Below are 24,273 nucleotides of genomic sequence, written 5' to 3' on the forward strand. Positions count from 1 at the left end.
GCTAAAGGAATTACCACTATGAAATTGGTCGCTCTCATTTTTCCCTCCCCAAAACGAAAGTAACACTCGAATTTGCTTTACGCAGCACTCTTATTCTCCATCAGATCATAGGGACGATTGAATGCCTCCTGCGCCATTTTAAAATGCCCGGCCAGTTTGCGGATGCTCTCTTTTGAAAGTCCTTTCTGATAGTTCAGAATTTTGGAGATTGTTCCTTTGGAGAGTTCGAGAATATCAACAAGGTCTTTTGCCTTCAGTCCGTTTTCATGCATCAGCGCGGTAAGCAGTTCAATCGGGTCTTTCTCCTTGAATGAAGCATGTTCGGCATCCCACGTTCCGATCAGAAGCGTGAGCAGTTCAATCTCATCCTGCACATCGGCATTCTGGCTGAAAACCAGTTCTTCCAACGTGTTGCAGTAATCGTTGTATTGCTTTTTGGTTTTGATAACGCTGTATTTCAACTCTGCCATGGCTCTGAATTTCATTTGTACATATCCACCGAATATTGTTCACCCTTCTTGCAAAGCTTGTCGTATTCGGCATGTGTTCCCATCCATTTTACAAAGAGATGCGCCTGGTGTTTCCCAAACATGTAAGCGCAGATCAACCTGTATTTGTTGCCGCCAATATTGAAAACCACTCGATTGGAGCCATTTCCAAGAATGTCGGCCGTGTTGAAGGTCGCCACCATGTCAGCAGGTTCGTTCCAGTCGGCCTGACCGAGGATGGACAGCCACGTCTCAAATCCCGTTCTGCTTTGCGCGTTCTTTCCAATGAAGTCGAGAATGCTTTGCTTTTTGATCAGGTGAACTTTCATTCAACACACTTACAAAGGTAATAAAGTTTCACTAAAGGAAACTTTTTGGAATTGAATTTTGGGTATTGCCAAGATGCTGAAATAAATTCAGCATGACGGCCGAGGTTTGCTGCAACCTTACAAATTCTGTCACCCTGAACTTGTTTCAGGGTCTACGCCTCAAAACGAAAGTAACATTCGAGCTTGCCTTGTTCTCCAAGCGTTCTACGCTCAGGTTGAACTGCTCGGCAAAGGAGAGAATGCGCGCTTCGGGTAGGAATTCCAGTTCGTGTTCGGTCTTGTTGAAACCGAAGAGTTTGGTGCTGAAAACCTCCGTCATTTTGGTCACGCCATGTTTCTGCTGCTCATCCTCAATACCATCGCGGATGATGATGATACCGCCATCGTTCAGCTTTTCGCCACAGCGTTGCAGCAGCGCTTCCTGTTCGGCCGCAGGGAAATAATGCAGCACATCTTTAATGATGATACAGTCGGCCGCTTCGGGCGTGAACTGCGTCAGATCCGCCTGCGCAAATGAGATGTTGCCACCGCTGTAATGCGTGTTGGCCGCCACTTGGATCTTCTCCTCATCGTAATCCAACCCGATCACCTGCCTATCGAACGACTGCATTGCAAGCAGATGCGAGAGATAACCGTATCCGCAACCCAGATCGTAGGCTTTTCCTTCTCGCGGCACACGCGAAACAATTTCCTCAAAATTCTTTTCGAGCATCATTTTGATGCGCACGTACCATTCCAGCACAGGACCTTTGTACGTGTACAGCCGCTGCACCTTATCCGCAAAGAAATCGGCCGTTTCCACCTCCAGACGCACTTTCTCAAACTCTGATTTGAAATGCCTTGAAATAGCCTTGGTGCGTTCGCGGTAACCTGTTCCGTAGCTGGCATCATCGGCAGTAATGCGCGGCAGATATTTCATCGTCATCACGCTCTTCTGAACGGAGAAATCGCCCTTTCGCAACGCGTGATGAATGCCGTGCAGAATAACGGGTTGAATGTCCAACTGCATCTGCTCGGCCAAGTAGAACGCCCCTTTCTTGAAACGCCCAATGCGGCCGTCCAAACTGCGCGTTCCTTCAGGAAAAATGAGAATGGAATAACCCTCATCGATCTTCTTGCGGATGTTCTCCAGATCCCACGAGGTCTCATCCTTGGCGTGGATGAATTCCGCGTAACGGATAAACGCCCCGAAAAAGGGCGAATTCCACACCCAATCGTTCGTAACGAGTAGCAATTTGTTGCTGCTGCCGATCATCACCATTAGATCCACAAATGAAGCGTGGTTCGCAATGAGAATGGCGGGTTTGTCGAGCGGGTCTTTGTCGATCCAACGCTCCTTCACGTGCCACATCGTCTTGTAATCCGTCCAGATAAACCAGCTGATAAGCGACAACATCCAATGCTTCTTTTTCTGCGATTTGATGGGCAGCGGAAGCAGCGCGATGAGGATGACAGTGAGGATGATGCAGCCGATGAAGAACCAGCCGAATGCCAGCGCTGCGCGGAAGAAATCGCGGAGTTCGAGCGGGGAGAAGCCGCGTTTTTTGCGACTGTCGATGAGGATGTCGTAAAGCAGCGGTTGCAGTGTGAGCGATGCGATGACCACGCAGACCATTCCTGTGACCGAAAGCACCGCGATGGAATGCAACGCGGGATGCTGCGAGACGATGAGTACACCCGTTCCGATGATGGTGGTAATGGCCGAAAGGATGATGGAGCTGCGGTACGAACGCAGCTTGTCGATACCGTATTTGTAGCGGCTCAGGATGCCGTCAGAAACGAAGATGGAATAGTCATCGCCCAGCCCGAAAATGAACGTGGTAACCACCACATTGATCATGTTGAATTTGATGTGGAACAGGCCGCAAATGCCGAGGATCCAAACCCAACTGACGGCCATTGGTAGGAAGGTTACGAGCGCCAATTCCAAGCGGCCATAGGTGAGGAGGAGCACCACGAAAACCAGCCCCGATGTGATGAGCAGCATGAGGTTAAGGTCCTCGCTGACCGTATCCACCAAATTCTGAGCGAGCGAACTACGCGCAACGGTTTCCAGTCCTTCCAATTGTTCGGTTTTCTCTGTGAATTCCGCTCGTTTGGCTTTCGGAAGATTGACCGTAGAAACCACATTGTAGCCGTCATCGCCTTTAAAAATGAACTCGCTGTAGATCGGGTCGTTCAGCAGGAAATCGCGGTAGAATTGCTCATCAGCGACTTCGTAGGTTCGAAACAGGTCTTGATAAACAGATAGGAATTGAGGCTGAAAGCCGAGTTCTGTTCCTTGCTCAGAAAGATTGAATTCAATTTCCTCATCTAATTCCGAAACGTATTTGTTCCACGTTTCAACGCTTGCTTGGATTTGACTTGGAGTGAGAACAACATCAGTCAGAACCGTAGAGCGGATGGAAGTGTCTTTCAAAGCATTTTGAACTCCAGCACTTTTAGCAACGGCACTTCCAAGGTTTTCATCAGCAGAAAGCACAAATAGACTTTCGCGGTTGCTGTCTCCGACAATAATGTCCTGAGCGCGCTGAAGATGCTCTGGGAAGTAGTTGATCTTGTTCAGGTCATTCTCAAATTCGACCTCATCCGCGAAATTCCAAAGGAAGACCGTAGCTCCGATAAGACTGAAAAACAGCAACGCTTTCCACTTGAAAGCCATGGGTTGCTTTTCCTTCGGTTCGGCCATCGGTTTGAACTTGGCTAACGTGGCAAGATGTGGCAGTCCGAGCAATGCGAAGAAGGCTGTTCCGATAAGGCTCAAACCTGCAAATGTTCCAAAATCGGCAAGCACTTCGGAATGCAGGAAGTTTAGGCAGAAGAAGGCTGCAACAGTTGTGGCGCAACCCAGCAACATGGGCGAACTCACGTCTTTCAGCGTTTCCGAAATGGATCCCGTTTCGCGGTAATGATTGAAGAAGTGGAAGCTGTAATCGATGGCAATTCCCAGCACAATCGTACCCACTGCAACCGCAATGGCCGAAATAGAACCTTGCCAGAGCGTGATCATCGCCAAGGCGAAAACCAATCCGAAAATGGCAGGGATGAAGAATAGAATCGGTAAAAAGAGTTTGCGGAAATAGCCAATGAGCAGCAACAGAATGATCACACCCGCCAGAATACCCACCAGGTTCGTATCCTTCTTAATACGTGTGGCATTCCCAACGGCAATCACAGGCCCACCAAAGAGCAGGATTTCCTCTTCGCTCAATTCAGCAGAAACCGTATCAACCGCAGCTTGCAAGCCTTCCACCAATCTTGTGTTTTCGATGGTTTCCGAAGGTGGATGCGTGGGCTTCACGATCATCAGCAGATACTCGCCATCGGCCGTAAATGTGTAGCCATCCACAATTTTGAACGTGCTGCCTTCTTCGAGTTTGCTCAATCGTTTCAGAATGGGCGAACCGAGCTGCAGTGGGTCTTTCATTAGGAACTTCTTGGTTCCCAAGCTTTCATAGCTGCGAAGACGGTTCAGGGTGGAAGTGAGGCGTGTTTCGATGCCATCTCCCGAAAGGTCTTTGAAAAGCGTATCGATCTCATCCGCGGTCAGAAAATACGGCAGATCACGTAGGTAATTCCCGTAAGCCTGTTCCAACTTCGCGGCATCCGAACTGAACTGAATGTCCTTGAACAATCCTGTGTCCAACTGGTTGAATTGCTCCAAAAGGTTCTCACCGATGGAAACAAGTTCATCACTTGACGATTTCGACAACGGCCCGATCGCTACAACAATGTTTCCAGATATAGACGAATTGCGGTATAGATTGTCGTACTTCTTGAACTCCTCAGTCCTCGGAAACGTTTTGGTAATGTCTTCCTCAATGTGGAGCTGGCTCGCTTTCCAGCCCATCATGACGAAAATCACGGCAAACCCAAACAGCCATAACCATTTGAATTTTAGCGTTTTAAGATAAATAGACTGAAGTATCCGACCCATCAGAAAAGATTGGCAGTCAATGATAGGGAACAAAATTGATTTAACGTTAAATTTGCGCCCCCTGAGAACGGGCTCACCCAAAACTCGCACGTCATAGGACCAACACTTACACTCGATCAGTTTTTCCGCGTTGTTGTACAAGGAGAAAAAGTGCGATTGTCAGCGCAGCAGCGAGCCGTTGTTGACGAGAGTTTTCAGTTCCTGACCGAGTTCTCCAAAGACAAGATCATTTACGGCATCAACACGGGTTTCGGCCCAATGGCGCAATACCGCATTGAGAATGAGGAGTTGGAGCAATTGCAGTACAACTTGGTGCGCAGCCATTCTTCAGGTCTTGGAGCAGGATTGCCAGATCAGTACGTGCGTGCCGTAATGCTGAACCGACTGAACACTCTTGCGCTGGGTGGTTCGGGCATTAGCGAAGGTGTCATCGATCAGTTGGTGGCATATCTCGACAAAGGCATTTACCCGTACATCCCTGAGCACGGAAGTGTAGGGGCGAGTGGCGACCTGGTGCAATTGGCGCACTTGGCGTTGGGATTGATCGGAGAAGGAGAGGCCAGCTACAAAGGCGAGGTTCGACCTGTGGCCGACATCCTCAAGGAATTGAAAATGGAACCTTTGATGTTGCAGCTGCGCGATGGATTGGGATTGATGAACGGAACTTCGTGCATGAGCGGCATCGGGTTACTGAATGTCATCTATGCCAAGCGATTGCTGCGTTGGGCAACATTGATCGGAGCCGTGATCAACGAGGTGGTCCGTTCGTATGACGATAGTTATTCGGAGTTCCTGAACCGTGCGAAGAAGCACGAAGGTCAGCAGCGAGTGGCGGCCGCTATGCGCAGATGTTTGGAAACGAGCCAGTTGGTGCGCAAGCGCGAAGACCGACTGTTCAAGGATATTCACAAGGTGGGCAACGGCAAGCCGATCAAGGAAAAGGTGCAGGAATACTATTCGTTCCGTTGCATTCCGCAGATCATTGGGCCCATTTTGGAGACCGTTCAGAACGCAGAGGAAATTCTGTTGGATGAGGTCAACTCAACCAACGACAACCCTGTTGTTGACCTCGAAAACAAGCACGTGTATCACGGTGGCAACTTCCACGGAGATTATGTGGCATTGGAGATGGACAAGATGAAAATTGCCATTACCAAGTTGAGCATGTTGTGCGAGAGGCAGTTGAATTACCTCGTTAACGAGAAGCTGAACGACATCTTCCCACCGTTCATGAACTTGGGGAAACTCGGTTACAATTTCGGGGTGCAGGGAATGCAGTTCACGGCCACATCAACCACGGCTGAAAACCAGACGCTTTCCTTCCCGATGTACGTGCATTCCATTCCGAACAACAACGATAATCAGGACATCGTGAGCATGGGAACCAACGCTGCGTTGATGACCAAAAAGGTGATCGACAATTCGTTCCAGGTCATGGCCATTGAAGCCGTTGCCATTGCGCAAGGTGTCGATAGTCTAGGCGTCAAGTCGAAGATGTCAGTAGCTGGGCAGAAGTTCTACGATACGGTGCGCAAGCATTTGGCAACCTTCGAAGATGACAAGCCGCGTTCAGCACAGTTGGCAGAACTGGCCAATTACCTGCATGAGAATGATCCACCGATTGAGATTTTTTGAGGTTGATTGAGTTGACAAAGAGATAAGTTGACAAGAGATAGAGTTTACATGTTAATGCCACAGATGCTTAGATTTTCACAGATTTCTCAGATGAATTATTGTCTCTGTGTCTCTGTATCTCTGCGTGAAAAACAACAAAACTCATGAGCGACCGAAGAATAGCATTGGTAACAGGTGGTTCACGTGGATTGGGACGCGCCATTTCGGTGCGTTTGGCCAAAGACCACGGACTGCATGTGCTGGTCAATTACGCTTCTAACTCAGCTGCTGCGGATGAAACCGTGAAGCTGATTGAAGAAGCAGGCGGCACGGCCGAAGCCATTGGTTTCAATGTGGCCGATAGAGAAGAGACAGATGCGGCTCTGACCAAATGGTTGGAAGCCAACGAAGGCGAACACATCTCCGTGATCGTGAACAACGCAGGAATTACCAAAGACGGACTTTACATGGTGATGCCTAACGAGGATTGGGATAACGTGCTTGGCGTGTCGTTAGGTGGTTTCTACAACGTTACCCGCAAGTTGGTTGACCGCATGATCCGCAAGCGTTGGGGAAGAATTGTCAACGTGGTTTCCGTATCTGGAATGATGGGCAACGCAGGGCAGGTCAATTACTCAGCTGCAAAAGGTGGAGTAATTGCTGGAACCAAAGCATTAGCAAAAGAGATCGCGAAGCGAAACGTAACCGTAAATGCCGTTGCACCAGGTTTCATCGAAACAGATATGACAGCCGATTTCGACCAGAAAGAGATGTCAAGGATGATACCGATGGGGCGTTTCGGAAAGCCGGAAGAAGTAGCCGCAGCCGTTTCGTTCTTGGTGTCTGACGATGCATCGTACATCACAGGAAATGTGATTAATATCAATGGTGGATTATATTGTTGATGAAGTTTACAGAGTTTATAAAGTTGATTAAGAGATAAGATTTGCAGAACGCGGTTCCCCCTTTACAAAGGGGGTGTCGAGAAACGAGACGGGGGATTTAATTAGTTGAAAAAGAGTGAATACATTTTATAGCCACAGAAACACAGATTTACACAGAAAGACACAGAGAACATTCTCTGTGAAAACCTCTGTGCTTTCTGCGCCTCTGTGGCTAAACGATTTTCTCGGTGCATCTCCATTTCTCAGATTTTCTCTGTGCAATAATCCTCTTTGCATCTCTGCGTCTCTGCGTGAGATAAAAAGAACAGACATGTTAAAGCCACAGAAACACAACTTGTCCCGACACTTCGGGAGATTTACACAGAATGAAAAAGGAGTTTTTTCTGTGAAAACCTCTGTGCCTTCTGCGCCTCTGTGGCTAAACGATTTTCTCGGTGCATCTCCATTTCTCAGATTTTCTCTGTGCAATAATCCTCTTCGCGCCTTTGCGCCTTTGCGAGAGGTAAATTGGTCTCTGCGTGAAACAAAAAATATTTCTCAAGCATGAATAACCGAGTGGTGATAACTGGTCTGGGAATTCATTCTTGCCTTGGCCAAAATGCCGAGGAAGTGACGGCTTCGCTCCGGGACGGAAAATCAGGTATCATCTTCGACCCTGTGCGCAAGGAAATGGGTTTCCGTTCTGCGCTGGTCGGTGATGTGCCCATGCCCGAATTGAAAGCAGAACTCGGTCGTAAAGACCGCAAGAACATGCCAGAGGAAGCGCTCTACGCCTTCGTTTCTACAAAACAGGCGTTGGAAATGGCAGGCATGACCCAAGAGTTCATCGACCAGAACGAGGTCGGTATTCTCTTCGGAAACGATAGTACCGCAGGTGCGGTCATAGAAGGCGTGGATCTGCTTCGCGAGAAGAAGGACACCACACTTATCGGTTCAGGAAACATCTTCCAGAGCATGAACTGCACCGTAACCATGAACCTCAGCACCATCTTCCGCCTCAAAGGCGTCAACTTTACGGTGAGTGCGGCATGCGCCAGCGGTTCGCATTCCATCGGTATGGGCTTCCTGCTCATTAAAATGGGATTGCAGAAACAGATCATCTGCGGAGGCGCGCAAGAGGTCAACCCGTATGCATTCGGAAGTTTCGATGGCATCGGAACCTTCTCCACCTATGAGGACACCCCAACCGAAGCCTCACGTCCTTTTGATAAGACACGCAACGGACTGGTACCAAGTGGTGGCGCAGCAACCGTCATTCTCGAAAGTTTGGAAAGCGCACAGGCACGTGGAGCCAACATCTTGGCCGAAGTGGTCGGTTACGGCTTCAGTTCCAACGGAGAGCACATCTCCAACCCCAATGAAGAAGGGCAGGTGCGCGCGCTCAAAATGGCCATGGAAATGGGCGGAGTAAAACCCGAAGAGGTCGATTACATCAACGCCCACGCCACCAGTACACCCGTTGGCGATGCGTTCGAAGCACAGGCCATCCACAGCGTATTCGGAGACAACGGCCCATTGGTAAGCAGCACCAAAAGCATGACGGGCCACGAGTGCTGGATGGCAGGCGCCTCAGAGGTCGTCTATTCGCTACTTATGATGCAGAACGGTTTCGTGGCACCCAACATCAACTTCTCAGAGCCAGATGAAGCCTCGGCCAAGCTCAACATCCCATCAAAAAGTGTGGATAAGGAATTGAACACGATCCTCTCAAATTCGTTTGGGTTCGGAGGAACAAACTCAACGTTGATAATTCGTAAGTTCGCGCCCTGAAAATGGACAAGCAGCAGATCATCGATACCGTAAATGAGTTCCTGATAGAGGAATTCGAGGCAGATGCGGCCGACCTTGTGGCCGATGCCAACATGCACGAAACACTCGACCTCGACAGTCTCGATTATGTGGACCTCGTGGTGCTTATCGATGAGAATTTCGGTTTCAAAACCACAGCCGAAGACTTCCAGACCATCAAGTCGTTTGACGACTTCTACAACTTTATTGCCTCTAAGGTGAGTTGATCAGTTGACTGGGTTGACCAGTTGATCAGTTCGGATTTCCCTGAGTTTATTGTACACGTTTGCTGTCACCCTGAACTTGTTTCAAGGTCTAATTCAATAGATGCTGAAACAAGTTCAGCATGACGAGCGGCATGTGCGTTTGGGTAGGCTGAGCGGAGCCGAAGTCTACAGAGGTAGGCTTGGCTGTACCCTTCGATTGCCCTCAGGGTACGGCTGCTCGCACCACGTTTTACCTTTGTTGATTTTGCGGAAGACGCGTTTGCAAAATGCTGAGTGGGGGTTGCATGCCACTCTATGGTGATTGCATGCCAGCCGTTCGGTGAGGCATACCACCGAGACGCTGAGGCATCCCAGAAAGACGCGGAGGCATACTGGAAAGACGGGATTGCATACCGCAAAGACGGGGAGGCATGCCAGCTATTGGTGGATGAAAACCGCTTTTTGACAGTTGAGAATGGGTTTTCTTTCAGATTATTGTTAAGTGCAAGAAATAATTTGGTAAGCCCGTTAAGAAACTAGATGTGAGCTTTCAGAAGGAGGATATGACCTTTTGGAAAGAGGGTATGGGGTTTTGGAAGGTGCATATTAATTCATCTTATGTTCACTTTTCCCATAATAGTTTGCATATTGTCAAACCATTGATCTACAATACTTCACCGGCAATGAAAACCACACTATTTCATATTCCGCCCATACGACTCACAGCGGCAGTGCTTGAAAAGAAATTGAAAGAAGAGATTGAAACAGAAAACAAGTTTCAAAATGGGGTTTGGTCAGTGCAAACGAAAGAACATGGATTGCTTGTGGACCTTTCCCAGTTACGTTGGGTTGAGTTCGGGGCTGCTGCTCAATTGTTGTTGTTAATTGAAAGTGCCTTAAAGCAAGATGTGTCTGTGGATATTGCAATGCCTCTGGATCAACCTTCTTCCGGTGAGAATAAGAAAATGTTAGAAATCCAAATTTCCAATCCAAGGGTTCATCGACAGATGCAAAATGTGGTTGGCCAACGTAGAGTTGCAAGGAACTTTCTGTATCACATACAGTTTGAACGAGCGGCTATGTGTTACCATGTTGAAACTGGGGATGTACGAATAATTCGAAAATGCGATTTCCGTTCTGGAAAACCACTGATTTATGATGAGCAAAACGTTCTTGAGCGCGCCAATGTTACGGAATCTGATTTCGAATCGAAAAAGACTGATGAAATAAGCTATAAGGCAATTGTACCATTGACTTGGGTTCAAGAGTTGGAAGATAGTCTTGAGGTGAAGAATCTAAAAGAGTTTTTGCACGACATTATCGGCAATGAGGAGAAAGGGTTGGCCAAAATTGATGCGCGCTCGATTACAGGTGTTGTGCTAAATGAGTTGGTGAAAAATTTGAAAGAGCATGCCAACCCATTAGGTGAGAGTTCAACTACCCATGCATTACTTGGGGTAATTCTATTGCCGAACTCAGTGATTGATGAGAACTCAGTTGGAAACAATGAAAGTTTTTTTAGCTGGCTAAAAGAGGGATATGACCATCATCTCGAGATTTATTTCGGAGATACTGGTCAAGGAGTTGTCAATTCTCTTAAGAAACAATTTGCCTTATCTGAACAGTCATCGACAATGACTGATGATAATATAGTTCTTTGGGCGTTTGATAAATGGTATAGTAGGAAATCAGAAAGATTTAGAGGGACTAAAGGATTGTACCGTATTCAGCGAATCGTGAATAAGTACGATGGGTTAATGTCGATTCGCTCTGCTAGGGTTGAAGCCGGTTATCAAAAAGGTGGATACGATGGCCCTGCGAGGAAGTTTTCCGCAAATGAGTTAGGGTACATGCCGGGTTCTTTCATCAAAATGACCATGGTGCCTTATAGGGAACTCGCTAAGGTCAATCCGCCTTTAACAACACCTACAGGAAAAACGCCAGGAGTGATAGTTGAGCGTGTTGAGATCACTGCCAATGATTTACGAGTAGATAACTTTTTTGAAAAGCAACACATCGAGCTTGAAGATAGATTCAAGAGCATTAAGGATAGAACTGCGACCGTCTTTATTTTTTTGGATTTCAAACTTGAATCTATTCAACCAATTTCTGAGAAACTGGTGGAGGATATTCTCAATTCATTAACTCAGTTAAGGCATCCGAATCCATTGGTTGTTTATGGTTTTCCTGAGCAATATGGATATGAGAAACTAGAAGGATGCACCGATTCCGTGAATGAGTACTTACGAAGAACATTGGTGGAAAGCGGTCTAAATTTCAACGAGGAAGATTCTACAATTCAAGATCCTGAATCTTTCGATAGCGAATTCGAGAATATTGCAGATCCGATTCTGGTTTTAACCAAGGAGGGAGAGCATTCGTGGTGCGGCATCTACCAAGATGAAATCATGGAACTTCTTAAGGTCCTTTCTTCCGAAGGAAAGGTGGAAGCTACGTCATACCTCTCTAATAAAGGGGGTAATGAAATTCTTGAAATAAAGAAGTTTGTGAATAATGACCCGCTAGTTCATCAATATGCAAATGTGGATGGGAAGCTAATATGGGAACTGCTTTATGGTCTTAACGGTTTGATTAGATACTATGGAGACAAGTTGATTCAGGAACTTGAGAAACAAGTTTCAGAACAAAAAAAGGGCTATTGCGATATTAGTCCAAATCTGAGTTGGGTTAAGCGATGGGTTAATATGGAAACCTTACTTGAATTTGAAGAAGATGGTTTCGGTATTGCTTTGACCTTGTTGTTCAAAAGTAGGCATGGAAATGCGCGTATAGACTTGAAATCAATTAAAATTCTCGTTGATAATGAAGAGGCTAGAAAAATAGCGAAACCGTTCTGCAAATGGATGGGGATAGATGTTGATAAGATTGTTGTTCTAAGTGATGAAGTTGATAGAAGAATACCTCGAAGATCCCCCATTTTCAGCAGAGGGGATCAAGTGTTGATCTTAACAACTCTAATCTCCTCTTTTGAAACGGTCAATCGCTTGGCGAAGACGGTGTACAGGGGACTTGCCCATCCGATTGCAATCCTCGGTTTAGTACAGCCCAAAACCCAAGGTTCAGTGAATATATGGGGACATGATGAACTTGAGATTCTGTCTTTGGCTGAATACGATTTATCTGTTACTCCAATGATGGAATCAATTAAGAGTGGAGTCAAGTTCATTGAGCCGTATAGTTATGAATCGATAATAGCGAAGACAAAAGAGGCCTTGATATCAACGGACTTAGGGCATCGCAATCAAGATCTTGATGAGGTACTTGAAATGGTGGAGAAGGGAAGTGCATTGCATTTTAGTCATGTTGGTAAGAATGCAGGAAGACATTTCACTTTTTACCTAAGTGCAATTGATTTTCTAGCAAAAAATGATGAAGTCATTATGCAGCGTTACTATGATGAGATTGACAGTTGGGCCGAAAGTCAAGGGATAGAAGACTTTGAAATTTGGACACCAACACCGGTACTCAAGGTTAATCACCTAGAACAAATCTCAAAGCACTTGGAGGAAAGATATCACAAGTATAGTGCTGAATTGGCGGTTTGTGTTGCAAGAAAAGTTATCAAGAGAAACAACGTACTTGGGAACTGGGTGTTTTATAACGAGAAAATGCACCGTGGAAGTAAATCCGACAATGTCTTGATAATTGATTGGGGTAGTTTGAATGGAACCACGGTTCAGCAAATGGTCAATTTTGCTGCTTCGGAGGCAAAGACCAACATTAAGGTTTGCATCCTGTTCTCTCAATTATGGAAGCCTGAGCAAGAGATGCTTGAGAAAATTGTTCAGGTAAAGCGCAATCCTAGGGTTGAAAATATTCCAGTTGACATATTTACAAATAGCGTCAAAGTTGCTGAGTCGGAGTCGGTGGAAGACCTTTCGTCAACCGTGTCGGTTAAATTCCTTTACAGGCTGCCATTGCGTTATTTTGAAATGGAGGAATGCCCGGTATGTGCCCAAATTGAAGCTTTAAAGCAGTTTGAGGTTCCCAATAAATTGATCAATGATTTTAATGTTTCCCGAAAGGAACGACTTCAAATACGAGATAGGACAACAGAGGTCAATCATAGACCAAGGGATTTTTACGGTGAGCAACTAACGGGGTCAATCATCTCTGAGATGATGAAGTTCAAGGTTTTGCTTGATGAAGCCTTGTTGTCAACAGAAAAGCGATTCTTGGTTGTGGAGCATCTAAGGAAACTGGAAGAAGGTTTCCAAGTGGGAAAAATTCAAGGCAATACGGTCGTCCAAGCCGTCATTTATTTTTTGTCGGTTGAAAAGATATGGATGCACCGCCCACCTTTGGAGTTTCGAATTGCGCGCGATTTAATTGCTCAAATCAGCTTAAAGATTGCTTTAGCTGAGTCTACTCCAATGCAACAGCAACTAAAGACTCGATCAAATGTCGTCCGAATAAAGTTTGCTGCGGTAACCGTACTGCGTTCTGCGGATAAAGTTCTGTTTATTGAGAACTTGGGAGGTATTTTTAGAAGTGCTTTTATTGAAGAAAAGTTTTCCGAAGCAATCGTTCAGAATCTGTTTTATCACTTGCATTCTTTCATTACGCGAGATTATCATTCCAGTCAAGAATACTATGATACAATCATCCAAGAGTTGAATGACATAAGGCTGATAGAGGGTATTTCAGATTCTATGCAAGATGCAACTCAATTTTTAGAACTTATAACCGAAAAACGAAAAACTGGACTTAGAATTCCTTTTGATTCTAAACTGGCGGTAGTTAAAAGTTTAATGGTGCAGAGAAAAAGGAACTTTGACAGAAAGTACAACCATTATGACATAATTGAACGCTACCGCGCACTTAGCCCAGCATATAGGGGGAAAATTGAGAATTTTATTCAAGGAGTAAACAATGATCAGTCGTTTGTGACAACAGATTACTTCCAAAGTTGGTGTCAGAAATTGATGACCGACTGGAAATATGTTGCACAATACCTGAATGATGTGATCTTCGGTCACCTGGAAAAAATCAAAGACCTCTTTGATAGTAAGAGTTTTAATGTCTATTACATGTTTAGGAGGGATTTGGAAGAGGCAATGCGGCCTGGAGTTGTTATTGGAAGTAATGATGACTTTACAATTTTGGTCAAACTTATTCAGGATGAACCCAGTGTTTTATTAGAAAAAAATGTATTTGAAAAATACATTGGTCTCTTAGAAAGCATGTATGTAAATTATTTGAGGTTTGACAAGCGTCAGTTGGAGAACAACTCAGTCTTAAATACTATTTTGTCTCAATTGAATGTTGATTTGGTTGATAATGTCAATCACGCATTGGAATCATTCAAGGCAATATGTAAGACTGGGCTCGACTACAGTTTTAGTAGGGATGAAGCAACTATTTATCAGGCGTTTATTTTTGAACCCCTTCTAAAGAATCTGCTTCAACACATTTTCGAAGATAATATTCACGAAAAGGATGAAGATGAACAGTCGCAAACCCCACTTAGTGTTCAGGTTTCGCTTAAACAGATTGATAATTCATTTGAACTTCTGATTGAGAACTCGGTATCAGATCCAGAACAAAAGAACAACCTGATGGGTGGACTGTCTAAGTGGCGAGAACAAATATTGGATTTTGATGGAGAGTTGAAGTGGGGTTTTAATAAAGATAGGACCAAATTTTATCGACAGATTATTTTATTGAAATTTTAAGTCCATGGATTCATTTGCAATATATTTTTTTGACGATGTAAAGGCTGATCAAAGGCTCATCAAGGATTATATAGAACCATTGTTTGATGGTTTTTCTCCCTCGAGAACTGTTAGTCCAAAGATAGAGGCGGATATTGAGAAGTTTGAATCAGCATTGTTGGAAGCCCAGAGGATTGACTTGGTCATATTGGATATTATAGAGAAGCAGGTGGATGCCAAAGGCGATGTAAAACTTGAAAAAGCTGGATTGAAACTCCTAAACAAGCCATTGATAACGGAGAAACTTCGAAGCTTAAATACACCTGTTCTAATTTATTCATCAGATGATGATAGTATTCTCGCAGCAAGACAAATAGCTCAAGACCAAGGGATTAAAGTTGGTGAACTTCGCAAGGAATTTAGTGCAAAAACAGGAGCATTTCAAACTGTAAGAAAGGCAATTGAGGGTATAGTAGATTTTGGTGAACTGTTAGGCAGGTATAAAATAATTTTGACTCCCAACTTAAGGACACTATCATTGAATGATAGCGTTGGAGAGTCAGTGATTTCAAGTATTCTGGCGAAGTATTCAAGTTTTAGTTCGACCATTCCTGAAAATGGAAGTATAACTATTAAAGCTCTTACCCCAGGTTGGTCTGGTGCTTATATCTTCTTGGCAGATTTTGGGGCATCAAAACATGTTCTGTTCAAATTGTCGAACGATTTACAGGAACTTGGAAAAGAGTTTAAGAATGTTGAGGACTATTATGAACCTCTTAGGTCAAAAACAACGGTCAAAGTTGGCAAAGTATCTCCGAGTAAACTTCAGTACAAAGGTTGGTCTGCTCTTTCATTTGAATTTGCCTCCGAAACAAATTCCTGTTTTAATTGGTTACAGACCAATCCTACTGATACTAAGGTTAAGAAAAACCTTAGGACGATTTTTTCTGACACCTGTTTAATGGGACTTTATAAAGTTACTGGAGAGTCAGAGTTGGATTGTAAAAGTACCTTGGATTTAGTACTGCTAGGACTTTCAAGAAACAAGAAGTTGCAAGTCAAAGCAAGCATAGAAGAGTTACATGGGGTTTTGCTTAACTATAACGCAGATTACGAAAATTCATTGCTGCCGCTTGTTTCAATCATCAAGGAAAATGGGTCTTTTGACATGTTGGCTAATGAGCATATGGATCCAGGATTTAAAGCTCAAATATGCCACGGTGACCTTCATGCTAACAATTTATTGATAGATGCTAATGATGATCCGATTCTTATCGATGCGGGAAGCATAGGTTACGGTCATTCAACCTCAGATGTATGTCTTTTGATGGTTGATTTATTAATTAGGGGTATTGATCATGGTAAATTGGCGTATTTTGACCTAACGGCTATAGGAGAACATTTTAAATTGTTGGAAAAAGTTATTGACCAGAAAAAAATCGATTCAAACACAGATTCCAATAAAGGAATCTGTAGAGCGATAAATTACCTAAACCTGAACGTCAATAACTTGGTGGAAATTCCCTTTGAACCTTGGGAGTTTTCATTGAACTTGGCGGTTGAATTTGCGAAAGCGGCATGTCGGAACACTTTTCCACCAAGTAAAAGAGTTGTGGCGCTTTTGGCAGCTGCAAGGGCAATTGAGGAGGCAAATAGTCGATTTAAATCACCTTAGCAATAAGGCGTTTGGTAAATAAATGAGAGAAAAAATATGATGGAAAATTTTGCTGACCGACTAATACGTTCAGTTGAACGTAAAGCTACTCCGTGTATAGTTGGGCTGGACCCCCGTTTAGAACTCATTCCAGATTTTATTCTTACAAATGCTCAGAAAGGGTCGCTGAATGAGGCTATAGCTTCAGCAATCACCACATTTCATACAATCATATTAGACTCAATCCAAGACCTTGTTCCTTGTGTAAAACCTCAAATTGCCTTCTATGAGCAATATGGCCTACCGGGGATGATTGCATTTGAGAACACAGTTAAGGCTGCAAAGGAGCGAGGACTTCTTGTGATTGTGGATGCCAAAAGAAATGACATTGGTTCAACCGCAACTGCTTATGCAAATGCGTTTCTTGGTGCCTCGGTTGTGTTTGGAGAGCGTAAACCAATGTTTGATGTTGATGCTGTGACGGTAAATGGATACATGGGTGAGGAAACTTTGGTGCCGTTTGTAAATGTTTGCAAGGATTATGGAAAGGGAATTTTTGTCCTTGTCAAAACATCAAACCCTGGTTCAGGTGATGTTCAGGACCAAATCTTGGAGGAGTCGAAGCTTCCGCTTTATGTAAAGATGGCACGAACGGTTAATAGGTTAGGAATGGATATGGTCGGTAAAAACGGTTACAGTTCGGTAGGAGCGGTCGTAGGGGCAACTTATTCGGAAGCAGCAAAAGAATTGCGCGCTGAAATGTACAACAACGTTTTTTTAGTGCCAGGCTATGGAGCACAAGGAGCCTCTGGAAAGGATGTCGTACATAATTTCAATTCAGATGGTCTGGGAGCCTTAATAAATGCATCTCGAAGTATCACTTTTGCTGGTTATGATAAGGATGTTTCGATGATAGAATTTGAAAGTATTATTCGCCAGAATACGGAGGATATGGTGGTAGATGTTCGAAATAGTTTGAATAGTTAGTCTGAGATGTCGATTAGGTCGATTGTTCCGAAGACAAGGATTGTTTTAGCGTTAGACTGTGAAACTGAGGAGGAATGTGTTCGAGTTTTAAACAGTTGCTACGAACAAATAGATTTAATCAAAGTTAATTACCCTCTTATTTTATCTGAAGGTCTCCCAATTATTGGCAGGCTTAAGAAAGTATTTGGCAAGCCAATTATTGCAGATTTCAAAGTTGCTGATGCACCAGTAACGAATAATCGAATCGTGAAATTGGTCAAAGATGCTGGTGCTGATTCAATAATGGTTCATGCTATAGTAGGTACTGATGCGATTTATGAAATAAAGCAAATTGGAGGTGGCGAATTGGAAATAATAGTGGTAACGGAATTAACTCATCCTGGAGGTCTGGAGTTTACAAGAAAGTACGCAGAGGAGGCGGCAAAACTTGCATTGGAGATGGGGTGTTTGGGAATTCAAGCTCCTGGTACTCGGCCGGAACAAATTGAAAAACTCAGGCAAATTGTAGGTCAGGACATGATTATCGTGGCTTGTGGTGTAGGAGCGCAGGGGGGACAGTATTCCGAAGTTATTAAAGCTGGAGCTGATTACGCTATCATTGGAAGGGCGATTTATGAATCAAGTAATCCGTCCTTAGCCATTGAATCTATTATTACTTGAGTTTGAAGGTGGTTGCCCAAGGTCTGGTATTTCCTTAAAGTACCATAAGTTTCTGAGGGTCTTTGGCTTTTGAAGAGGCTTCCCGGCTCGCGCGAGTGTTCCGAAGGGTCACTCGTGTGGAGGTAAATACAATCAGTTTCCAAACTGATCTTCAAAGATTAAATAAGATCGCCACTGCCTCCGCTTCCCGTTAGCGTTTGCAACGCGTGCTTTCTTACCTGAAAACCGCCATCAGTCCTAACCGTCTGATAACCAGCGTTCTCAGTCCACTCCCGATCTATCTCCGTCTTCTCCCGATCATTCTCGGTCGAGTCCCGATCATTCTCGGTCGAGTCCCGATCTATCTCGGTCAAGCCCCGATCTATCTCGGTCAAGCCCACGATCTATCTCAGTCTTGCCCCAAAAATCTACCCTTAAAGCACCGATCAACCTCTGTTCAGTCCCGGGTATTCACCAAAGGGCAACAACTCATATCAGTTTTAATTAAAAGATGCCAGTAGAACCGCGGCCTTCCCTCTTGGCTGGTCAGCCTATCATAATCTGAGCCCCCAAAAGAACACGCAAATCCACGTATCCCCGAACTTCCGAACCTTACTAAATTCGCGCCCATGAGCGAATGGAGCGGAAAGAGTAGAGGAAACGCCTTAGGTTACTGGTTCTTCATCTTCTTTATGAAGCATCTGGGCCTTGGGTTCACCTACGGTTTCCTGCATTTTGTGGTGCTGTATTTCTTCCTGTTCTCGTGGAGCAGCAGCAAATGGATCTACCGCTACTACCGCGATGGCCTGCGCTATGGCGTACTGAAAAGCATTGCGGGCATTTACCGCACCTACTACGTGTTCGGGCAGGTAATTATAGACAAGGTGGCCATGGCATCGGGCATCAAAGACCGCTTTAACCTAACGCACAACGGGGCCGAGCACATCCGCAACATGGTAGAGAACCAGACGGGCGGCATTCTTATTTCGGGCCACATGGGCAATTGGGAAATAGCCAGCCACCTGATGCGCGGCTATGGCGGCAAGGTGAACGTGGTGATGTACGATGAGGAGCACCAGCAGATAAAGAAGCAGATGGACGGCACCACGGGCGGCCGCAAGTTCAACGTAATACCCATTAAGGACGATATTTCGCACGTATTCCTCATCAGTAAAGCCCTGCTGAACAAGGAATTGGTGTGCATACACGGAGACCGCTTCCGCGAAGGCATGCGTACTCTCAAAGAGGATTTTCTGGGCAAGGAAGCGCAGTTTCCTTACGGTCCGTTTGCCATTGCCGCCAAGTTCGATGTGCCCAAGGTTTTCGTGTACGGCTTTAAGACCGGAACGTACGATTACAGCTTCTACTGCACGCAACCCATAGAGGGCAAATTGAAGCCCGAACTTTTACTCACAAAGTATGTTGATGAAATGGCCCACATGGTGCGGAAATACCCGAACCAGTGGTTCAATTTTTACGACTTTTGGAAGCCTTAACATGAGTTAGCCACAGATTCACGGATTAGCACTGATTTTTCACAGAATATATTCGCAAAGCGAAAAGAAAACAATCTGTGTTTTTTCTGTGAAAATCTGAGCATCTGTGGCTCTTACATGTTTTTTGAATGAAAGAATTAACCAACAGCACAACTTTCCGAGTACGGTTCAGCGAAGTGGACAGCCTGCGCATAGTATGGCATGGCAATTTTCTGAAGTATTTTGAAGATGGGAGAGACGCTTGGGCCAAGCAGTACGATTTCGATTTTACCGATGTGTACGAGCAGCACGGGCTGCTGATGCCATTGGCGTCATCGCACATGGATTACAAGTATCCGTTGCGGTACAACGAGATCGGGCTGGTGGAAACAACCTTTGTCAATTCGCCTGCGGCCAAGATGATCTTCCGCTTTAAGGTGTACAACGAGGATAGAACGCAGCTGAAGGCAACAGGCGAAACGGTGCAGGTTTTCATGGACACGGACCACGTGTTGCAACTGAACACACCACCGTTCTTCGAAGAGTGGAAACAAAGGCATGGTTTGTAAATGAATTGGACAGAAAATACACAGCTATTTCGCTTCTTTTTCGAGGCTCAGAACCTGCGTATAGCAGAGTTAAACAAAGGTTATAGAACGAAGAAAAAGGACGAAAGAGCGAGTAGGGATTTTCAATTTGTTTGCGAACAATGCCTAAAGTACGGACTGGTTTGAGCGAGGTTTACGTAGGCGCAAAATCTGTTATCTGCCCCTTGGGCGATACACCCGCCAAGGTGTATGATGCCATGCTACGTGGCGAAACAGGTTTGCAGCAGGTGGAGCAGCCGTTCGGGGTGGAAACCACCAGCCACGTGGGGCTGATACCCAACAGTTTCATCATAGAGGAACATATAGACAGCACCAAGCTGGAGAATATGCTGGCCAAGTGCTACGAGCATTCGGTAAGCAAGCTGCGCTTCGACCCCTTTCAGGACGAGGACGGCCTGGTGATCATCTGCACGACCAAGGGCAACATTGATAAGATAGATAGGGACAACGACCCGCGCTTGCCGCTTACGCGATTGAGCAAGTTCATGCGGCAGTCGTTCGATCTGGCCAATGAACCGATAATCATCAGCAATGCCTGTATTTCGGGCGTGTTGAGCATCATTACCGCAGCGCGTTTGATACGTGCTGGCAAGTACGAACACGTATTGGTGTTGGGTGGCGATGTGGTTTCGGAATTCACCCTTTCGGGATTTGCTGCTCTGCACGCCTTGACGGAAGGTGTGTGCAAGCCATACGATAAGAACAGAACGGGCATCAACCTGGGCGAAGCAGCCGCAGGTCTGGTGCTTTCGAATGACGATACGCTATTTAAAGGAAGATGCGATGAGTACGTGTCGGGCGCCAGTGCCAACGATGCGAACCATATTTCGGGTCCATCCCGAACGGGAGAAGGGCTGCACCGCAGCATAGAACGGACGTTGAACCCTGCTTCGGTCAGTGCCACGCAGATAGGTTATCTGTCGGCCCACGGAACGGGCACTTCCTTTAATGATGAGATGGAAAGCATAGCGTTTGAGCGCAGCGGACTGTCTGATGTTCCCATCAACAGCATGAAAGGCTATTTCGGCCACACGCTGGGCGCGGCAGGTGTGATAGAAACCCTCCTCGGATTGGAAGCCATGAAGCGCAAGGAACTTGTTGCTTCGCTTGGTTATGAGGAACAAGGCGTTTCTCGACTCATGAACATCATCACAGCAACCACTCAGCCCACCTCGGGTTATTTCCTCAAGACCGCATCAGGTTTTGGCGGATGCAATGCGGCAGCTTTATTCAAGACGAGATGAAATTGAGTACCTTGGAGGCTGAAAAATGTTGGTCATGAGCACGAAAGAACTGATTTCGAAAATAGACGCGCTTCCTCCTGAATTCCGAAGGGAAGTGGAAGATTTCATTGACTTTCTGAAGCAGAAATTGGAACGTGAGGAAACGAAGAAACCTCTTGAAAAACGACAGTTCGGCTATGCCAAGGGCTTTTTCAAAATGTCTGACGATTTCGATGAACCATTGGAGGATTTCAAAGATTATATGTGATGAATATTCTCCTTGATACGCACGCGTTTGTTTGGTTCATGAACGCGGATGGTAAGTTTCCTAAGCATCTTATCAAGGACATTGAGAATTTTGAGAACACCTGCTATTTGAGTGTTGCCAGCCTTTGGGAAATGGCCATCAAGGTAAATCTTGGTAAACTTGAACTGGTTGATGATTTCGAGAACATTCTGGAATTCTGTTCTTCCAACAGGATTATTCTTCTGCCCATTGAATTCGAAGACACACGGTCGGTAATTGGTCTTCCAGACCATCATCGCGACCCTTTCGATAGAATGTTAGTGGTTCAGGCCAATCGGCAAGAGGCAATTCTCCTTACCAAAGACCGCATGTTTGACCGCTATGAAGTTCAGACCCGTTGGTAAGTGTCATCTCTTGAAAACCCCTTTCTTCGCGAACTGATTTGAGTTTGAGCCTGAAAACATATTGCCGCATCAAGGACAACGAGGTTCACATCAATGGCGAACTCTTCTGTCAGCACATGGACGAGGAACCATTCCTACGGTCGGTTTACAAGCACATCGGGCTCAGTTACCCGAAGTTCTTCAAGATGGATGCGCTTTCGCAACTTGGTTTCCTTGGTGCCGAAATGACGCTGATGCGTTCCGAATTGGAAACGTATGCCGATGATGAAGTGGCGGTGGTGTATTCCAACCGTTCCTCCAGTTTGGAAACAGACCATGCGTACTACAACTCGCTGAAGGAAAGCGGCATTGCCAGTCCTGCGCTGTTCGTGTACACGCTTCCGAACATTGAAGTGGGCGAGATATGCATCCGCCACAAGTTGTATGGCGAGAACAACTTCCTAATCACCGAGCGGTTTGATGCTGCGCAACTCTTGGAGCAATGCGAGGCGCTGTTCGCGGATAATGCCGCCAAGGCCGTGCTCATTGGCTGGACCGAAGTGAATGGAGAGGAACACGATGGTTTCTTCGCGTTCATCACCAACTCAGGAGTTGACGAATTGACAGCGGAACATTTGACAGATTTGTATTTAGACAGATGAACATGATAAAGCCACAGAAACACAGATTTACACAGAATGAAAAAGGAATTTTTTCTGTGAAAACCTCAGTGTCTTCAGTGCCTCTGTGGCTAACTTATGTGAATGAATGATGGAGATTGCTGTCACAGGCATAGGAGCGATTTCGGCCATCGGCAACGATGTGCAGGAAAACTTGGCTTCGCTTTTAGCGAAGAAAACAGGCGTTGGTAAAACCGAACTGCTCAGATCCAAGCTCACAGAAACACATCTTTTAGGAGAAGTGAAGTTGAGCAACGACCAACTGAAAGCAGGCCTGAACTGGAAAGGCGATGCTGTTTCCAGAACCACGCTTCTGAGTTCTTGGGCCATGAAAGAGGCCATCGAGCAATCGGGTTTTGAGATGGACAACCATGTTGGGTTGGTGTCATCGACCTCGGTAGGCGGCATGGACAGAAGCGAGGGCTTCTTCGAGCCTTACTACCTCGAACAGGACTTTTCGAATGTGTTCCTACTCGGAACGCACGATTGCGGCACCTGTACCAAACAGGCCGCAGCGCATTTCGGCATTACAGGATATGCAACAACCATAAGCACGGCCTGTTCTTCTGCCGCCAATGCCATTGCAATGGGCGCACGCTTGCTACGTCAAGGCAAGTTGAAGCGCGTCATCGTGGGCGGAACAGATGCCTTGTGCCGATTTACGGCCAATGGCTTCAACTCGTTGATGATCTTGGACACGGAATGGTGCAAGCCGTTCTCTGCCAATCGCGCTGGATTGAACTTGGGAGAAGCTGCGGCTTATCTCGTGCTGGAAAGCAAGGAAGAGGCGGAAGCACGTGGCGCGAAGATCCACGGTCTGGTAACAGGTTGGGCCAATACGAACGATGCGTACCATCAAACGGCTTCATCACCTGATGGAAATGGGGCGTTCATGGCCATGTCGCAAGCGTTGGAGAAAGCAGGTTTGAAGTCGACAGACATCGGCTACATCAACGCCCACGGTACTGGCACACAGAATAACGACCAGTCGGAAAGTATTGCCATCCACCGAGTTTTTGGGGCGCAGAAACCGCCTATCAGTTCTACCAAAGCTTATACAGGTCATACGTTGGCTGCGGCTGGAGCCATTGAGGCGGTGTATTCGCTATTGGCGTTGAAGGAGCAAAAGTTCCTTCCCAATTTGAACTATCAGGACCCGATTGAGGACAACGATTGGAAACCGCAGTTGGAAGTGGAGAGTGGTGAGATTAATCATGTGCTTTCCAACTCATTCGGGTTTGGCGGTAATAATTCAACGGTGATTTTTAGTAGGTACAGTTGACATGATTGAGCCACAGATGCACAGATTTACACAGAAATTTCACAGAGATTTATTTTCTCCGTGTATCTCAAATACTCCAGTTTTCTCTGTGCAATCACCATGCGTTAAGGTAGGTTCGCATATTATTTCACTTCGTTCAATGAGAACGCTTCG

At 45.7% G+C, this 24,273-nt stretch carries 19 protein-coding genes; 15 read left to right on the forward strand and 4 right to left on the reverse strand.

Features of this window, described 5'->3' with window-relative positions; all coding sequences use genetic code 11:
- Window positions 1-77: 77 nt before the first annotated feature.
- From GC178_00945 to GC178_00955, 3 genes are all read right to left on the reverse strand, one after another.
- Window positions 78-470 carry a transcriptional regulator gene (locus GC178_00945; protein ID MBI1286122.1) on the reverse strand — a complete coding sequence of 131 codons (393 nt, stop codon included), beginning with the start codon at window positions 468-470 and terminating at the stop codon, window positions 78-80.
- An 11-nt stretch (window positions 471-481) separates the two neighbouring features.
- A complete protein-coding gene (locus GC178_00950; protein ID MBI1286123.1) occupies window positions 482-817 on the reverse strand; it encodes a type II toxin-antitoxin system HigB family toxin in 336 nt (111 codons plus the stop codon).
- Window positions 818-962: 145 nt separating this feature from the next.
- Window positions 963-4,754 (reverse strand): MMPL family transporter, encoded by a 3,792-nt coding sequence (locus GC178_00955; protein ID MBI1286124.1) that lies wholly within the window; start codon window positions 4,752-4,754, stop codon window positions 963-965.
- Between the two features lie 93 nt (window positions 4,755-4,847).
- Here GC178_00955 and GC178_00960 point away from each other — a divergent pair, with 93 nt between their 5' ends.
- The 8 genes from GC178_00960 (at window position 4,848) to pyrF (GC178_00995) (ending at window position 18,243) form a co-directional block, all read left to right on the forward strand.
- On the forward strand, window positions 4,848-6,389 hold the full coding sequence (locus GC178_00960) for an aromatic amino acid lyase (protein MBI1286125.1): 1,542 nt from the start codon (window positions 4,848-4,850) through the stop codon (window positions 6,387-6,389).
- Window positions 6,390-6,532: 143 nt separating this feature from the next.
- Window positions 6,533-7,273, forward strand: a complete 741-nt coding sequence (gene fabG, locus GC178_00965; GenBank protein ID MBI1286126.1) for a 3-oxoacyl-ACP reductase FabG — start codon at window positions 6,533-6,535, stop codon at window positions 7,271-7,273.
- Window positions 7,274-7,816: 543 nt separating this feature from the next.
- The gene (locus GC178_00970; GenBank protein ID MBI1286127.1) at window positions 7,817-9,043 is read left to right on the forward strand and encodes a beta-ketoacyl-[acyl-carrier-protein] synthase family protein; all 1,227 of its coding nucleotides are present in this window, start codon (window positions 7,817-7,819) and stop codon (window positions 9,041-9,043) included.
- Between the two features lie 2 nt (window positions 9,044-9,045).
- A complete protein-coding gene (locus GC178_00975) occupies window positions 9,046-9,288 on the forward strand; it encodes an acyl carrier protein (GenBank protein ID MBI1286128.1) in 243 nt (80 codons plus the stop codon).
- 662 nt (window positions 9,289-9,950) lie between these two features.
- The gene (locus GC178_00980) at window positions 9,951-14,963 is read left to right on the forward strand and encodes a hypothetical protein (protein ID MBI1286129.1); all 5,013 of its coding nucleotides are present in this window, start codon (window positions 9,951-9,953) and stop codon (window positions 14,961-14,963) included.
- A 4-nt stretch (window positions 14,964-14,967) separates the two neighbouring features.
- A complete protein-coding gene (locus GC178_00985) occupies window positions 14,968-16,617 on the forward strand; it encodes a phosphotransferase (GenBank protein ID MBI1286130.1) in 1,650 nt (549 codons plus the stop codon).
- A gap of 39 nt (window positions 16,618-16,656) precedes the next feature.
- Window positions 16,657-17,583 (forward strand): orotidine-5'-phosphate decarboxylase, encoded by a 927-nt coding sequence (pyrF, locus tag GC178_00990; GenBank protein MBI1286131.1) that lies wholly within the window; start codon window positions 16,657-16,659, stop codon window positions 17,581-17,583.
- Between the two features lie 6 nt (window positions 17,584-17,589).
- Window positions 17,590-18,243 (forward strand): orotidine-5'-phosphate decarboxylase, encoded by a 654-nt coding sequence (pyrF, locus tag GC178_00995; protein MBI1286132.1) that lies wholly within the window; start codon window positions 17,590-17,592, stop codon window positions 18,241-18,243.
- A gap of 158 nt (window positions 18,244-18,401) precedes the next feature.
- Here the strand turns inward: pyrF (GC178_00995) and GC178_01000 are convergent, their stop codons facing one another.
- Window positions 18,402-18,617: a hypothetical protein gene (locus tag GC178_01000; protein ID MBI1286133.1), complete on the reverse strand. Its 216-nt coding sequence runs from the start codon at window positions 18,615-18,617 to the stop codon at window positions 18,402-18,404.
- A gap of 234 nt (window positions 18,618-18,851) precedes the next feature.
- On the opposite strand from GC178_01000, the gene GC178_01005 reads away from it, so the two are divergent.
- The 7 genes from GC178_01005 (at window position 18,852) to GC178_01035 (ending at window position 24,120) form a co-directional block, all read left to right on the forward strand.
- Window positions 18,852-19,718: a lipid A biosynthesis acyltransferase gene (locus tag GC178_01005; protein ID MBI1286134.1), complete on the forward strand. Its 867-nt coding sequence runs from the start codon at window positions 18,852-18,854 to the stop codon at window positions 19,716-19,718.
- Window positions 19,719-19,846: 128 nt separating this feature from the next.
- Window positions 19,847-20,266 (forward strand): YbgC/FadM family acyl-CoA thioesterase, encoded by a 420-nt coding sequence (locus tag GC178_01010; GenBank protein ID MBI1286135.1) that lies wholly within the window; start codon window positions 19,847-19,849, stop codon window positions 20,264-20,266.
- 140 nt (window positions 20,267-20,406) lie between these two features.
- On the forward strand, window positions 20,407-21,549 hold the full coding sequence (locus GC178_01015; GenBank protein ID MBI1286136.1) for a beta-ketoacyl synthase: 1,143 nt from the start codon (window positions 20,407-20,409) through the stop codon (window positions 21,547-21,549).
- Between the two features lie 34 nt (window positions 21,550-21,583).
- Complete coding sequence (locus GC178_01020; GenBank protein MBI1286137.1) at window positions 21,584-21,796, forward strand: DUF2281 domain-containing protein; 213 nt, start codon at window positions 21,584-21,586, stop codon at window positions 21,794-21,796.
- Complete coding sequence (locus GC178_01025; protein ID MBI1286138.1) at window positions 21,796-22,179, forward strand: PIN domain-containing protein; 384 nt, start codon at window positions 21,796-21,798, stop codon at window positions 22,177-22,179. The genes GC178_01020 and GC178_01025 overlap by 1 nt, the downstream gene beginning before the upstream one ends.
- Before the next feature lie 44 nt (window positions 22,180-22,223).
- On the forward strand, window positions 22,224-22,820 hold the full coding sequence (locus GC178_01030) for a 3-oxoacyl-ACP synthase (protein ID MBI1286139.1): 597 nt from the start codon (window positions 22,224-22,226) through the stop codon (window positions 22,818-22,820).
- A 109-nt stretch (window positions 22,821-22,929) separates the two neighbouring features.
- Window positions 22,930-24,120: a beta-ketoacyl-[acyl-carrier-protein] synthase family protein gene (locus GC178_01035; protein MBI1286140.1), complete on the forward strand. Its 1,191-nt coding sequence runs from the start codon at window positions 22,930-22,932 to the stop codon at window positions 24,118-24,120.
- Window positions 24,121-24,273 lie beyond the last annotated feature (153 nt).

Source organism: Flavobacteriales bacterium (assembly GCA_016124845.1).
Taxonomy (GTDB): domain Bacteria; phylum Bacteroidota; class Bacteroidia; order UBA10329; family UBA10329; genus UBA10329.